The 13,997-nt window shown below is 62.9% G+C and carries 10 protein-coding genes; 4 read left to right on the top strand and 6 right to left on the bottom strand.

All coding sequences use genetic code 11. The annotated features are described in order from the left end of the window. Window positions 1–140: 140 nt before the first annotated feature. Genes KUV86_RS06075 through fliF form a run of 6 tightly spaced genes read right to left on the bottom strand, consistent with a single transcriptional unit; the run spans window position 141 to window position 6,932 of the window. A complete protein-coding gene (locus KUV86_RS06075; protein ID WP_222484097.1) occupies window positions 141–1,577 on the bottom strand; it encodes a flagellar hook-length control protein FliK in 1,437 nt (478 codons plus the stop codon). A gap of 16 nt (window positions 1,578–1,593) precedes the next feature. Beyond that, the gene (fliJ, locus tag KUV86_RS06070) at window positions 1,594–2,046 is read right to left on the bottom strand and encodes a flagellar export protein FliJ (protein WP_206943671.1); all 453 of its coding nucleotides are present in this window, start codon (window positions 2,044–2,046) and stop codon (window positions 1,594–1,596) included. Further along, entirely contained in the window at window positions 2,043–3,443 is a 1,401-nt protein-coding gene (fliI, locus tag KUV86_RS06065; RefSeq protein ID WP_222162372.1) for a flagellar protein export ATPase FliI, read from the bottom strand. The genes fliJ and fliI overlap by 4 nt, the downstream gene beginning before the upstream one ends. Beyond that, window positions 3,440–4,165, bottom strand: coding sequence for a flagellar assembly protein FliH (gene fliH, locus KUV86_RS06060; RefSeq protein ID WP_222484095.1), 726 nt, complete (start codon window positions 4,163–4,165; stop codon window positions 3,440–3,442). The genes fliI and fliH overlap by 4 nt, the downstream gene beginning before the upstream one ends. A gap of 36 nt (window positions 4,166–4,201) precedes the next feature. Next, window positions 4,202–5,206 (bottom strand): flagellar motor switch protein FliG, encoded by a 1,005-nt coding sequence (fliG, locus tag KUV86_RS06055; RefSeq protein WP_222162374.1) that lies wholly within the window; start codon window positions 5,204–5,206, stop codon window positions 4,202–4,204. Then, the gene (fliF, locus tag KUV86_RS06050) at window positions 5,199–6,932 is read right to left on the bottom strand and encodes a flagellar basal-body MS-ring/collar protein FliF (RefSeq protein ID WP_222484094.1); all 1,734 of its coding nucleotides are present in this window, start codon (window positions 6,930–6,932) and stop codon (window positions 5,199–5,201) included. Before fliF ends, fliG begins: the two co-directional genes overlap by 8 nt. A 251-nt stretch (window positions 6,933–7,183) precedes the next feature. On the opposite strand from fliF, the gene fliE reads away from it, so the two are divergent. From fliE to cysD, 4 genes are all read left to right on the top strand, one after another. Then, window positions 7,184–7,519, top strand: a complete 336-nt coding sequence (gene fliE, locus KUV86_RS06045) for a flagellar hook-basal body complex protein FliE (RefSeq protein WP_222484093.1) — start codon at window positions 7,184–7,186, stop codon at window positions 7,517–7,519. Window positions 7,520–7,704: 185 nt separating this feature from the next. Beyond that, window positions 7,705–9,393, top strand: coding sequence for a methyl-accepting chemotaxis protein (locus tag KUV86_RS06040; protein ID WP_222484092.1), 1,689 nt, complete (start codon window positions 7,705–7,707; stop codon window positions 9,391–9,393). A gap of 222 nt (window positions 9,394–9,615) precedes the next feature. Next, window positions 9,616–11,511 (top strand): methyl-accepting chemotaxis protein, encoded by a 1,896-nt coding sequence (locus KUV86_RS06035; RefSeq protein ID WP_222484091.1) that lies wholly within the window; start codon window positions 9,616–9,618, stop codon window positions 11,509–11,511. Window positions 11,512–13,063: 1,552 nt separating this feature from the next. Further along, window positions 13,064–13,978 carry a sulfate adenylyltransferase subunit CysD gene (cysD, locus tag KUV86_RS06030; protein WP_222484090.1) on the top strand — a complete coding sequence of 305 codons (915 nt, stop codon included), beginning with the start codon at window positions 13,064–13,066 and terminating at the stop codon, window positions 13,976–13,978. Window positions 13,979–13,997 lie beyond the last annotated feature (19 nt).

Raw genomic sequence — 13,997 nt, 5'->3', positions numbered from 1 at the left:
CGCTTGAGGGTGCGTGTCGATGGCAAGAACAGGCACCAAGTTCGTGCTTATCTTGGGATATTGTTTCATCGAGGCGCGATTCCACCAGCGCTCTAGTTCACCAGAGCACTCTTTTGCCAATGCTCTAGGCCTCGACAGCGTTACGCATAGAGATCGACACGCCCCTCGCCGAGGGGCAGTGACGGCGCCTGCTGGGAAGTGGCCTCCTGGAGGCCTGTGTCTGTGGAGGGAGCGCTGGCCAGTGCGGCCTGGCCCCCGCTAGCGGCGCTGTCCTGGGCGTTGCCCTGGGAGCCCGGTTGCGTGCCCTGGTCGCTGACCGAGGCGTCACCGAGCTGGATACCCTGCTCCGCCAGCGCTTCGCGCAGCTGTGGGATGGCCTGCTCCAGGGTCTGCCTGACCTGAGCATGGGCCGAGAAGAACTGCGCCTGGGCGCCATGTTCGCCGAGCTTGAGAGTGACGCCCAGGGACCCCAGCTCGGCAGGATGCAAGCGCAGTTCGATCTTCTGTTCGGCATCGCCGGCCTGGCTGGAAAGACGCGCCAGGGTGTGGCCGAGCTGCTGAGGCCAGGCGTTGTGGTTGAGGGACAGTGCTGCGGCGCTGGCGGGAAGCGCTGACGCCGCCAGGGGGGCCGCGCCGCGGCTGTTCAAGGATGCCGGAGCTGCCAGGCCATCGGTGGCTGCACGAGCCTCAAGCGAGCTTTCGCTACGAGGCTGATCGGCAGCCTCGCTGGCACCCTGCAACATGCCGCTGGCCAGGGTCGTTGGCGCTGGCGGCTGAGCGGCGTCGGAGACCGGCGCTGACGGCGCTGACGCGAGCGGCGATGACGGCTGGGCCGCGCTGGTAGTCGCCTGGGTCGGATGCTCGCCGCGAGGCGTCAGATGCAGGGCGAGAGGATCGACGGAGGTGGCCATCGCGCGGTTCGTTGCGCGGTCCGACGCGCCGCTCACCACCCCGCCCATCGCGCCTTCACTTGACGCTTGAGGCACCGTGACGGCGTCCAGTTGTGTTGACGCAGTGCCCCCTGCCAGTGATGGCATCGCCCCTGCGCCCTGGGCCGCGCTGGCCAGAGAAGGGCCCGTCAGAGTGGGATTGAGCGGACCGGCGGCATGAGAACCTAGGCTGGCCTGGCCTGCGGTGAGCTGGGCCGCGCTGGTGACATCGGCACGGGCGAGACCAGCGCCCTGGCCAGTACTGGCTGTCGTGGCTGTCACCGTGTGCGCCTGGATCGCCGATGCGCGGGCGATGGCCATGGCAAGCTCACCGCTTGCCGGCATCCCTTCGCCGTGGATAGCGATGGGGGCCATGCTGAGTCCAGGCAGCGCGGCATCAGGATGATGAGCCGCGACGAGTTCCCCAGCCATGTTCTGATCGCCGTCCTTCGAGGCTGCGCTGCCCCCGCGGTCGCCACTGTGGGACCCCTGCACGCCAGGCTGCGTCGTCGAGGAAGCCAGCCCGGCCACCGCGGCCAGGTGCTCGGCGAAGTCGCCGCCGGAGGAGGCTTGGCCATCCGTTGCTGACGAGGCCTGTGCGACGTTGGTCGTGGACGGGCCGGCGAGGCCCAGCAGAGTCAGGTCCATGGGATATCCTTATCGCTCAGTAACCGCCGGGAATGGCGTTGCCACGCTGCAGGCGGCTGTTGATCAGGTCATCGCTGACGCGCTGTTCCTGGCGGGCCTGATGACGCAAGCCTTGCTGTGCACGGCGTTGTGCCAGGGTGTCGTAGGCGCTCAGGCGCTGTTGTTCTTGCTGCCATTCCTGCTGGCTGCTGGTGACCTTGTCACGCTCCCGCTGGAGCGCGCCGCGTGCCCTGGCCAGGGCGTCATCCAGTGACATCAGGAAGCGCTGGGTGTTATGCAGCGTGGCCGGATCGATGCCACGACGCATGTCCTGGTGCAGGCGCTCGGCATATTCCTGCCGGTAGTGCTCCAGCGAAGTCAGCTGGTCGGCCACCTGGCGCTCGTCGCGGCGGGCGCTGGCCAGATGCTGCAGGGCCTGGTCTCGGGCATCTCGGGCCAGCTCGATCAGGGTATCCAGTGGGGTGCTCATGCTGCTCCTCCCAGAGTGGACGAGAGCGCCTGACGCGAGGCCTCCAGGCTGGCGCATTCGTCGATTCGCTGTTGCAGAAAGGCTTCCAGATCAGGGTAGCGGCGCACGGCATCGTCAAGACGCGGGTCGTGGCCCGGCTGGTAGGCGCCGACGCTGATCAGGTCGCGGTTGCGCTGATAGCGTGAAAACATGGCCTTGAAGCCCTGTGCCTGGCGGCGTTGGCCGTCATCGACGATGGCGTTCATGGCACGGCTGATCGAGGCTTCGATATCGATGGCGGGATAGTGGCCGGCCTCGGCCAGGCCTCGCGACAGCACCACGTGGCCGTCGAGTATGGCCCGCGCCGAATCGGCGATCGGGTCCTGCTGGTCGTCGCCTTCAGTGAGTACGGTATAGAAAGCGGTGATGGAGCCTCCGCCGGGCGCTGCGTTGCCCGCGCGCTCGACCAGGCTCGGCAGCTTGGCGAAGACCGAGGGCGGATAGCCCTTGGTGGCCGGGGGCTCGCCGATGGCCAGGGCGATTTCGCGCTGGGCCATGGCGTAGCGAGTGAGCGAATCCATGATCAGCAGCACGTTCTTGCCGTCGTCACGAAAACCTTCGGCCAGGCGGGTGGCGTAGGCGGCCCCCTTGAGTCGCTGTAGAGGCGAAGTATCTGCCGGGGCAGCGACCACCACCGCACGACGGCGTCCTTCGGGGCCGAGGATATTGTCGATGAAGTCCTGTACTTCGCGGCCACGCTCCCCGATCAGACCCACCACGATGACATCGGCCTGGGTATAGCGAGCCATCATCCCGAGCAGTACCGACTTGCCCACGCCCGAGCCCGCGAACAGCCCCATGCGTTGACCGCGGCCTACGCTGAGCAGCGCGTTGATGGCGCGGATGCCGACGTCGATCTGTTCGTCGATCGGGGCCCGCGATAAGGGGTTGAGCGGAGGGGTGGCCAGCGGTGCGCGGGGAGCGTCGTCGAGCTCGCCGAGCCCGTCGAGGGGGGCGCCGGTGCCGTCGACAACGCGACCCAGCAGACTGTCGCCCAATGGAAAGCGGCGCGAGGCATTGGCGCCACCCTCACCCAGGGGCAAGACGCGGGCGCCAGGCATCAGGCCACTGATCTCTCCCAGCGGCATCAGAAACAGACGCTCGCCGGCAAAGCCTACCACCTCCGCCTCGGCGTACTGGCTGGCCTGGCTACCGTCTGGTTGGCGCGGGCCTTCACCGGGGAGTTCAATGCGACAGCTGTCACCCAGCGCTACCTGCAGACCCACCACTTCGATCACCATGCCGGTGGCGCGAATGACACGTCCGGTGGCTCGCGTAGCGGGCAGGCCGTCAACCCGTTGGGTGACGGCCTGAAGCACGCGCTGCCAGTGCTGATGGTGGGCCTGAGGTGAGTTCATGGGGCGCTGTCCTCGCCGCTAGTGCTGTCGTCGTCCGTCTCGCGGGGGGCGCGGCGGCGGACCTGGGCGGTGACGGCCTGCCAGCGGCGCTCCCAGGTGGCGTCGATATCGCCCTGGTCGCCGCTGACGCGACAGCCGCCCCGATGCAGACGTTCGTCGGCTCGCAGTGTCCAGCCGGCGGTCTCCAGCTGCTCTCCCAGGTGGCGCTCAACCAGTCGCAGGTCCAACGGATGCAGCCATAGGCGTTGGCGGCCTACCAGCGGCGGGTCGGTATGCAGCAGCTGTTGCACCAGCTCCACGACCTGGCGAGGGCGTGCCTTCAATGCCTCGCCTGCCAGCTGTCGACCGGTGGCCAGGGCCAGGTCGGTCAGCTGTTCCGCCACGGCATCATCGAGCTGCATCAGCGCCGCCTGGAAGTCTTCGACCAGCTGTGCCAAGGGAGCCAGCGCTTCCTCGCTACGGGTGTCGATCGCGGCGGCGATTTCCTGCTCGGCCTGGGCACGCCCGGCGGCAAGACCTTGCTCCAGGCCCTGCTGATAGCCCTTGGCATGGCCTGCGTCGAAGCCTTGCTGGTGACCCTGGGCATGGCCTTCACGGTGACCTGCGTCCCGCGCACGCTGGCGCTCGGCAGCCAGCTCATTGCGTGTCGGTGCGTCAGGCGCGGGCGCCTCGTCTGCATCTTCGGGCAGGGCTCCCATGTTCCAGCGACGCCAATGGCTCATGCCCGCGCCCCCTTGTCATGCGTCTTGTGCACGCCCTTAGACATAGGCTTCGTCCCCTCCACTGAGCACAATTTCGCCGTTGTCGGCGAGGCGGCGCACCACTTGCAGGATGACCTTCTGTTCGGCTTCCACCTGGGAGACCCGAATCGGGCCGCGGGCATCCATGTCTTCCTGCAGCAGGTCGGCGGCACGTTGGGACATGTTGACCAGGAACTTGGCCTTGAGGGTTTCCGGAGCGCCCTTGAGGGCGATGACCAGACTGTTGGTCTCGATTTCCTTGAGCAGCAGCTGGATGCTGCGATCGTCGAGGTCGCCGATGTTCTCGAACAGGAACATCTCGTCGATGATCTTCTGGGCCAGGTCCTCGCTGTGGGAGCGCACCGTGTCGATGGCGGCCTCTTCCTGGGTGGTATTCATCAGGTTGAGGATCTCTGCCGCGGTACGTACGCCACCCATCTTGCTGCGTTTGAGGTTCTGCCCGTCGAGCATGCTGGTCAGCACTTCGGTGAGTTCCTGCAGCGCTGCTGGCTGAACGCCGCTGAAGGTGGCGATCCGCAGCACCACATCGTTGCGCTGCTTTTCGTCGAACAGTTCGAGTACATCGGCGGCCTGGTGGCGCTCCAGGTGCACCAGCACGGTGGCAATGATCTGCGGATGCTCGTCGCGGATCAGCTCGGCCACGGTGGCCGGTTCCATCAGGTTGAGGGCATCGATGCCGCTGCTGGTGCCGGCGGTTTCCAGCACGTCTTCGATCAGGCTCGAGGCGCGCTCGCTGCCTAGTGCCTTGGTCAGCACCGAGCGGATGTGTTCGCTGGAATTCATGTTGAGACCGATGAACTCCTCGGTCTCGGTGTGGAAGTCATGCAGGACCCTTCGCATCTCTTCGTGGGAGATCTGGCCGAGCTGGGCCATCTCCCGCGATATCTGCTGGATCTCTTTGGCATTCAGGTACTTGAATACCTCTGCAGCGCTATCTTCGTCCAGGGCAAGCAGCAGCACGGCGCTGCGTCGAATGCCGCTCGAGGTTTCGATGCTAGTCATTGGCGTTCATCCAGCTGCGCACGATCATGGCGACCAGACGTGGGTCTTCCTGAGCCATTTCCCGCAGGTCATTGAGATTCTGTTCGTAGGCATTGGCCTTGCGCTTGCGTCGGTTGTCACGGCTGTATGTGGCCGCCTCGTCTTCGCCTGACTCGCTGTCGCCATCAGCCTTGTGCTCGCCTTCGGCCTCTTCGTCGCCGACCCGGGCCGAGAAGGCACTGGGCATCGCAGGCGCTGGCGGGGTTTCCGTATAGCGGCGAATCAGCGGGCGCAGGACCAGCAGGTACAGCAGCAGTGCAGCCAGCAAGATCAGCAGGTAACGACCTATCTCCTTGGCCAGCTGGTGGACCATGGGGTCCTTCCACCAGGTCGGCTCGACCAGCGCATCCGGCTGGGTAAACGGACGGTTGACAACGGACAAGGCGTCGCCGCGCTCCTCGGAGTAGCCCATGGCCTGGCGCACCAGGGTCTCGACCTCGGCCAGCTGGGTGTCGGAGAGGGGCGTGCGGGTGGCTTCGCCGGCGTCGTCGACGCCATCCTGATAGTTGATGACCACCGCGGCGGAGAGGCGCTCGATGCCTCCACGCTGGTGCTGTACGTGGGAGACCTGGCGGTCGACCTCGTAGTTGGTGACGTCATCGCGGCGAACTCGCTGGGCGCTGGCCTGTTCGTCGCCGGCGGTGTCCTGGGCGTTCCCCGGCTGCTCGGCGGCCGCCGGGTCGGTCTCTCCGTTGTCAATCGGCGACGCGGCGGTGGTCGGGGCGCTGTTGCTCAGGGCACCAGGGATGCCGCTGGCCAGATCGCCCTGGCCATTGATGTCCAGGCTCGACTGGTGACTGCGCACGGCGGCCTGGTTAGGGGGCTGATTGGGGCCGTAGCGCTCTTGGGTCTCTTCACGCTTGGAGAAGTCGATCTGAGCGGTGATCTGCGCGTGCACATTGGCAGGGCCCACCAGTGGCGCCAGGATGTCCTCGATCCGTCGCTGGTAGGAACGCTCGACCTCGGCGATGTAGTCGAGCTGGGTGCCGTCGAGCCCCAGCCCGCTGTGGCTGGCCGCCGACAACAGACGACCGTTCTGGTCGATCACCGTCACGTCTTCACCGGCCAGGTCGGGCACGCTGGATGACACCAGGTGGACCATGGCGGCCACCTGGCCTTCTCCGACTCGCCTGCCGGGCTCGAGGGTCAGCACCACCGAGGCCTTGGCCGGCTGGCGTTCGCGCACGAACACCGAATCCTTGGGCAGCGCCAGATGTACCCTGGCATCGGCGACCGGGCCCAGCGAGGCAATGGAGCGAGCGAGCTCACCCTCGAGGCCTCGCTGGTAGTTGATCTGCTCAGCGAATTGACTGATACCGAAGGCCTGGTCCTGCATCAGCTCAAGGCCCACGTTGCCGCCGTGGGGCAGACCTTGTTCGGCCAGCTGCAGGCGCAGGGTGTGCAGTTGATCGTCCGGCACCAGCAGGGCGTGGCCGCCGGCGGAGAAACGATAGGGTACGCCGCGACTGTCGAGCTCGGTGATGATGGCACCACCGTCGGCTTCGCTGAGGTTGCTGAACAGCACGCGATACTGCGGGCGTGAGGCCCACAGCACCAGGGCGACGATGAGCGCGATCGAAGCTGCCCCTGCCAGCAGCAGCGGAATCAAGGGCTTGCCACCCAGTCTTGACGTCAGTCCGGACAGGGGGCCCGCGCTGGTGGCTTTGGCGTCTGCCGTGGCGCTCATGGACGATTCCTGTGCGGAAGAGACGTGTAAAGTCGAGTCATTGGCATGACCGGTGGTCCGTTGGTCGAGTGGCCGCGGGCAATGCCCGGTTCTGTGTTGATGCCTATTATCGCGAGGCCTGGTCGAGCCAATGATTGAAATAGCCCATGTTTTGTCGGCCATTTACGGCGATGAGCAGGACGCAAGACTTGGTAGGCTTGCCTGCGACGATCGGGGAACTCCCTGCAGACTAACGAGCACCAGGACTTCACATGTCGACACCCGCGATGCAATCGGTTCTGGCCCAGATGGCCACCATGGCCCGTGATGCCGGTCAGGTTTCTGCGGCACAGCCTCCAGGCGTGCGCGATGGGGCCGAAGTCGACGGCGGCTTCGCCGATGCACTCAAGTCTTCGATACAGCGCATCAATGAGTTGAAGGCGACGGCCGACACCCAGGCCAAGGCCTTTCAGGCTGGCGTTCCGGGCGTCGAGCTCAACGATGTGATGGTCGACATGCAGAAGGCCAGCGTGGCTTTCCAGATGGGCCAGCAGGTGCGCAACCGCCTGGTATCGGCCTATCGGGACGTCATGAACATGCAAGTCTAGGCTGGCCTCTTACCAGCCCTATCCCCAGCCCGAGATGCGCCTGGGCGCGAGGCAGGCTGTGCGTGAGCCGTATGCCATTACCTTGGGCGCCGAGTCCCGTTTCGACACAGTCTTGTCATCAATAGCTGGTATTCCTGCCGCACCCCTTCGCTCAAGAAACGGGACAACCAGGGAACCTTGCTCCGATGACGCCTCTTCGCTTTCTTTCCATCCGCACCGGCGGCCTGCTGGTGCTGGCGCTGTTCTTTTTCCTTATGGCGGGCCTTGGTGGGCTTGGCCTGTATGCCAACCAACAAGGCCGTGAAGCCTTCGACACGATGCGAGAGGAGCATGTCGAGCAATTTCGGCTGCTCAACCTGGCTCAGACCCAGGTCTTTCGCTCACGCGTAGAGATGGACCGGGCGGCGCGGCTGACGCGGGTCCCTTCCTTCGATCGTCCGGGGCCGGTCATCGAAGCGGCCGAGGCGCTGCTGACGGATGCCAAGCTGGCCTTTGACGATTTTATGGCGTCGGACGCCAGTGAGGCCCTGGCGAGCAACAGGTCAACGCTGGAACAGCACTTTCGCTCGCTGGTCGGTACCGGCCTTGAGCTGCAATTGATGCTGCTCAAGGAGGGCGACCTGGGGGGCTACGATGCGGGGCAGTCCCGCCTGACCGCCATGAGCCACGACTTCGTGGAGGGTGTGGAGGCCTTTTCGGCCGAGGCGTTGGCGCAGGAGGCGCGGCTTGCAGCGGGCTTTCGCCACCTGGCGGACCGCATGAACATGGCGCTGGCCGCGACGCTGGGGCTGTCACTGCTGGTGTCTGTGTTGCTGGCCTTTGGCGTGAGACGTCACGTTCTTCAGCCGCTCAAGGCGTTGCTGCGCCACTTTGAGGCCTTGGCTCAGGGGCAGCTCGAATGGTCACTGCCAGACCGGGGCAACAACGAGGTAGGGCAGTTGTATCAAGGCGTTGAGTCACTGCGTCTGGCCCTGGTGAAGAACGTGCGTGACATGCGCGAGGCCAGCGATAGCCTCCGCCACAACGCTGAACGCATGCAGGATGATGGCCGTGAGCTTTCCCGTCGTACCCAGCAGCAGGCGGCGGCCATGGAGCAGACGGTCGCCAGCCTGGAGCAGTTGACGGCGACCGTGGCGCAGACGGTGGCCCATCTCGGTGCAGCCAATCGCCTGGCCGACGACGTGGGGCAGCGTGCTGCCAGCGGCAGTGAAGGAGTTGCCGCGGTGGCAACGGCCATGGCCGAGATTCAGCGTCACGCGGACCAGGTTCAGGCGATGGTCAAGCTGATCGATGATATTGCCTTCCAGACCAACCTGCTGGCCCTCAATGCGTCGGTCGAGGCCGCTCGAGCCGGGGAACACGGTCGTGGATTTGCCGTGGTGGCGGCAGAGGTGCGCAGTCTGGCAGCGCGCAGTGCGGAGGCTGCGGGCGAAATTCGTGATCTGACCGGGGCCTCCAGTGCCAGTGTGGCAGTCGGCGCCCGGCAGTCCCGTGACGCTGATGCGTCCATTCAAGGTATCGCCGGTGCCATCGTCGAGCTGGGGGCACGCATGGTGGAACTCGAACAGGCGGCTGGCGAGCAGCATCAGGGCCTGGATCAGCTCACCCAGGCGATGGCCGACATCGACAGCGTGACCCAACGCAATGCCGACATGGTCCGGCGCTCCAGGCAAGAGGCCGAGCGCCTGACGCAGACGGCTGTTGCGTTGACCGAGGCCAATGCTCACATGCGCCTTCCAGACACCTGCACGCATCTCGACGATGAGCCTTCCTCCCTGGCCCCGCCGACGTCAGCGGCAAGAACACAACGCCGGTGGCTGCCGCTGTTCAAGCGTCAGCAAGCACTCAAGCCCCAGGGCATTGGAAGTGCATGACCTGGGTGCTGGTACAGGAACGGCCTCAAGGGGGCATGCTCCGGGGGGCGTGCTCCAAGGGGCCGTCTTCAAAGGGCGAATGCTCATGGGGGTCGTGATGAACCGGCCTGCTAGGCCGTTAATAGACCTTACCTGCGTTGATTAAAGGTGAGTGTGAAATAGCCGATAGAGCTTTCTGTCGACCTCGCTCACGCGAGGCCCACCCCCCTGACAGAGAGCGACATGATTCATTCATTGAGATTTCGGCTCCTGTTGACCACCGTGGCCGTCATCCTGGCGGCCCTGGTGATCAACGGCCTAGTGAACTTCAGCATTCTTCAGCATCATCAGGAGCGCCAGGTCGGTGAGCAGCTGGCGTCTGTTGCCGAGGGCAACAAAGCCGCCATCGACGAATGGGTCATCGGTCATGGCCGGCAGCTCGAGGCGTTGGCGCCAGCGGTGGCCGTAGCGGATCCGATGAGCGCGCTACTGCAGCTTCAGGCAGGGGGTGGGTTCTACGCAACCTATATGGCCCACCAATCAAGTGGCGAAGCAGTATTTTCAGATGGCTGGCAAGCGCCCGCGGACTATGATCCGCGGCAACGCCCCTGGTACCTCCAGGCGGTGGCCGCGGAGTCCACGGTGGTGACACCTCCTTACAAGGATGCTGATAGCGGTAAGCTGGTGGTGACCTTCGCCACACCTTTCTATCGTCAGGGGAGCCTGGAAGCGGTAGCGGGTGGGGATATCATGATCGACAGCGTGATCGATGTCGTGAAGGGGATCGCACCCACGCCTAACAGCTTTGCCTTTCTGGTGGATGGAGACGGCAAGCTGGTCGCACATCCCGACGCGTCGCTTAGCCTGGTCCCGGCCAGCGAGCTTGCCGAGCGCCTCACGCCAGACTTCCTGGTCCGCCTGAGTGAACAGCAGTCGCCGATCGAGGTCGAGATCGATGAGCGTCTGCGCAAGCTGTACGCCACGTCCATTGATGGCACGGATTGGCAGTTGGTGATCGCCCTGGATAGCCAGGAAGCCGGTGCCAGTCTCGCCCAGGTGACACAGGCGTCGATCTGGACGCTGCTGATCGTTGGCCTGGTGGCACTGCTAGTGCTGGGTGTATTGCTTCGCTTCGCGCTTAAGCGGCTGTCCACCGCTCGGGATGCCATGGTGAATGTGGCCAGTGGCCATGGCGACCTGACCCGACGCCTGCCTGAAAGTGGCAAGGACGAAGTGGCGCAGATTGCCGCCGCCTTCAATCGATTTGTGTCGCGCATGGAGGCGGTGATGGTCACCATTCGCGAAAGCAGCGAGTCCGTGCGCGTGGCCGCAGGCGAGATTGCGCTAGGCGGTCAGGACCTGTCACGACGCAGCGAGTCGACGGCCTCGAGCCTGCAGCAGACGTCGGCATCCATCGAAGAAATCACCAGTACCGTGGCGCATACTGCAGCATCATCCAGGGAGGCTCGGCGCCAATCGGGTGAAGCGTCCGGAGTGGCCGAGAAGGGCGGCGAGGTAGTCGCTGAGGTGGTGACAACCATGGAGTCCATCACCGAGTCGTCAAGCCAGATCGGCGCCATCGTCAAGGTCATGGATGGGATCGCCTTTCAGACCAACTTGCTGGCGCTGAATGCATCGGTAGAGGCCGCGCGAGCGGGTGAGCATGGGCGCGGCTTCGCCGTTGTAGCAAGCGAGGTGCGCCAGCTCGCCACTCGCTCAGCCGATGCGTCACGAGAAATTCGTGGACTGATTGAGACGTCCGGCGAGCGAGTCGCCAGTGGCACGGAACTGGTGCGTCGGGCCGGCCAGACCATGGACGAAATCGTTCACCAGGTGGGGCGCGTCGCCCTGAGCCTTGACGAAATCAGCGTGGCTGCCGATGAGCAGAGCGAGGGCATCGCCCAGGTCAACATCGCCGTCGCTGAGCTGGATCGTATGTCTCAGCAGAATGCCAGTCTGGTCGAAGAGTCCACTGCTGCCACCGAACGTCTGCTGGAGCAGGCAGACCGGCTGGGTCAGCTCGTCTCGGGATTTACCTTGGGAACACCCGCGACCTTGACCCAGACCAGAGGGCCATCGCCGGCACATATGCCTGATCTGTCGTCGTCCACTAGTGGCTCCGCTGCTACGGCCGTCTAACCCTTGGGGACAGCCCGCTGACCATCCTACGGAGGAACGATGCTTATAAGAAGCGCCTATTCCGAGGGGCTGTTCTAAGGGCGGAGTGCTCTGAGAATGATGGGTCAGCGTGCCCGTCGCTTCCCTGGACATCTGGAGTCGTCGCCAGGCCAGGGGAGCGATGGGCATCGTACTTGTGACTGAGGCATAGGGCTGAGTGTCGATGGCGCCCCGCCGCCGGCGTCGGGGCTGGTCATTCAGGACTCGGGTTTACGGCTAAGTGCACAGGGGGAATGAGAAATGTAGGTACCAAAGGTCTGTTGTGTCGATATCGTGTCAATGTCATTTCGCGCTTGCCGATCGAGGCTGCGGCCCTTCCATGCTTCCCCTACTCATTGGCGTCTGACTTTCGTCGACTTCCTACGTTTAATGCCGTAGAGCCAATGTGTGTCCGATGATTGTCCTTAAGGACGAGGGGGTGAACGGTTTTTTTAAAATTATAGAAATTAATATATTAATCCCATCACGTTAAAATATTAGTGTGATGACGTGGTTTTTTTAATTACTCGCCAGCTTTGCATAATCAACTTCGAATGAAGCATCCTCACTTCTCCCGTGCCATCACGCCGTGCTCTTAGCCATCGCCATGGCTTAGTTCCATTCAGCAAAGCGCTGAGGTTGTTATATGTACAACAGTCGTAGGAAATAATGCGATTACTGTGCTTATACGAGGCTTTCTTTTTCTGTATTGTTTGTATCTTGTTGTTTTATATATCATTTTTTGTAATTTTTCATGCGTTTGTCGATGCCTTTTCGCCTTCGTTATCGGGGCGTGAAGTTCATGTTTATTTGTATCGGCATAATTGTATGTCGCTGGATTACTCATTATGCCGAAGTCGTTTTATTTTCGTAGTGAATGGCAGGGTTGGCTGGATGATGACAGACAAGATCATTAACATCCTCGGTTGTAACGTAAGACGGTTCTTTTGTTTCAAAGTGTATGAAGAGCCGCGTAACAGAAAAAATGTGCAGAAAGTGCTGTTGGGCACTGAAGTGGGCGAGGGGAAACGTCCGTGACATCCCCGGGGCGGTAGCGTGCTTTTAGCATTGTTCACGTATATATCGTCCCATCGGCACGTCAGAGTCTGGCAACGACGCGTTAACACATAAGCCTTATCACTCAAGGCGCCATCACACAGGCGCCAAGATAAGGGCTGAAGTAGCTGCTGTTAGGTAACGGCCAGAAGACAGGGGCAGAAAACAGGATCAGAAAAAGAGGGCTTGGCAGGGCACCTTGGCATGGCGTTCACGAACCTGCTGTTCCCATGCCGCCGCAGGCCCCTGACGGTGTCTCCGCCGGTCCTGCTCTTTCGACCTGGAGGCTTCTGACACTTCTCCTCTTGCTATGGCAGCCGGTCCCCCATCTTCACCCCAGCTGTCTCGCCGACGCGCCATGGCCGAACCGTTTCCCTGTACTTCCGATGTCATCTCTCATCACTTTTCTGATGACCCCCTTGCGACCGTATTTCAGGCAGGCGTAGGCCGGCCTCTGCTTTCTTGAGGATTAGCTTCCATGGATCTAGCACCCGACAGGCAGACTCACCTGAGACAACTCGAGGCTGAGTCGATCCATATCATCCGAGAGGTGGCGGCCGAGTTTCGTCGGCCCGTCATGCTGTACTCGATTGGCAAGGACTCGTCGGTGATGCTGCATCTGGCTCGCAAGGCGTTCTTTCCCGGGACGCCTCCGTTTCCCCTCATGCACGTCAACACGACCTGGAAGTTTCGGGAGATGATCGCCTTCCGGGATCTCATGGCCAAGCAGTCAGGCATGCAGCTTATCGAGCACATCAATGAGGAAGGCGTCGCTGCCAACATCAACCCGTTTGACCATGGCAGTGCCAAGTACACCGATGTGATGAAGACTGCCGCACTCAAGCAAGCGTTGGACCAGCATGGTTTCGATGCTGCTTTCGGTGGTGCTAGGCGTGATGAAGAAGCCAGCCGTGCCAAGGAACGCATCTTTTCCTTTCGTGACCGCCACCATCGCTGGGAGCCCAAGAGCCAACGTCCCGAGCTATGGAGTCTGTACAACGCCAAGATCAACAAGGGTGAGTCGATTCGCGTATTTCCTCTCTCCAACTGGACCGAGCTGGATATCTGGCAGTACATCCACCTCGAATCGATTCCCATCGTCCCGCTGTACTTCGCTGCGCCACGCCCGGTGGTCGACAGAGACGGAATGCAGATCATGGTGGACGATGAACGCCTCCCCCTGGCCCATGATGAAGTCCCTCAACAGCGCTGGGTGCGTTTTCGCACCCTGGGGTGCTACCCGCTGACCGGCGCGGTCGAGTCACGGGCCGCGACACTACCCGAGATCATTCAGGAAATGCTGCTGACTCGCACCAGCGAGCGAAGTGGCCGCGCTATCGACCATGACCAGGCCGGTTCGATGGAGAAGAAGAAGCGCGAAGGCTACTTCTGACATCACGTCGTAGCAACAC

Origin of the sequence: Halomonas sp. DP8Y7-3 (genome assembly GCF_019801675.1) — a bacterium.
GTDB lineage: Bacteria > Pseudomonadota > Gammaproteobacteria > Pseudomonadales > Halomonadaceae > Halomonas > Halomonas litopenaei_A.
The sequence above is the reverse complement of the archived record's forward strand: the minus strand, read 5'-3'. Positions and strand labels throughout refer to the sequence as shown.

Coding starts and splice junctions, on each gene's coding strand:
- KUV86_RS06075 (WP_222484097.1), bottom strand. CDS start 1,577: ATGGACCTGACTCTGCTGGGCCTCGCCGGCCCGTCCACGACCAACGTC.
- fliJ (WP_206943671.1), bottom strand. CDS start 2,046: ATGAGCACCCCACTGGATACCCTGATCGAGCTGGCCCGAGATGCCCGA.
- fliI (WP_222162372.1), bottom strand. CDS start 3,443: ATGAACTCACCTCAGGCCCACCATCAGCACTGGCAGCGCGTGCTTCAG.
- fliH (WP_222484095.1), bottom strand. CDS start 4,165: ATGAGCCATTGGCGTCGCTGGAACATGGGAGCCCTGCCCGAAGATGCA.
- fliG (WP_222162374.1), bottom strand. CDS start 5,206: ATGACTAGCATCGAAACCTCGAGCGGCATTCGACGCAGCGCCGTGCTG.
- fliF (WP_222484094.1), bottom strand. CDS start 6,932: ATGAGCGCCACGGCAGACGCCAAAGCCACCAGCGCGGGCCCCCTGTCC.
- fliE (WP_222484093.1), top strand. CDS start 7,184: ATGTCGACACCCGCGATGCAATCGGTTCTGGCCCAGATGGCCACCATG.
- KUV86_RS06040 (WP_222484092.1), top strand. CDS start 7,705: ATGACGCCTCTTCGCTTTCTTTCCATCCGCACCGGCGGCCTGCTGGTG.
- KUV86_RS06035 (WP_222484091.1), top strand. CDS start 9,616: ATGATTCATTCATTGAGATTTCGGCTCCTGTTGACCACCGTGGCCGTC.
- cysD (WP_222484090.1), top strand. CDS start 13,064: ATGGATCTAGCACCCGACAGGCAGACTCACCTGAGACAACTCGAGGCT.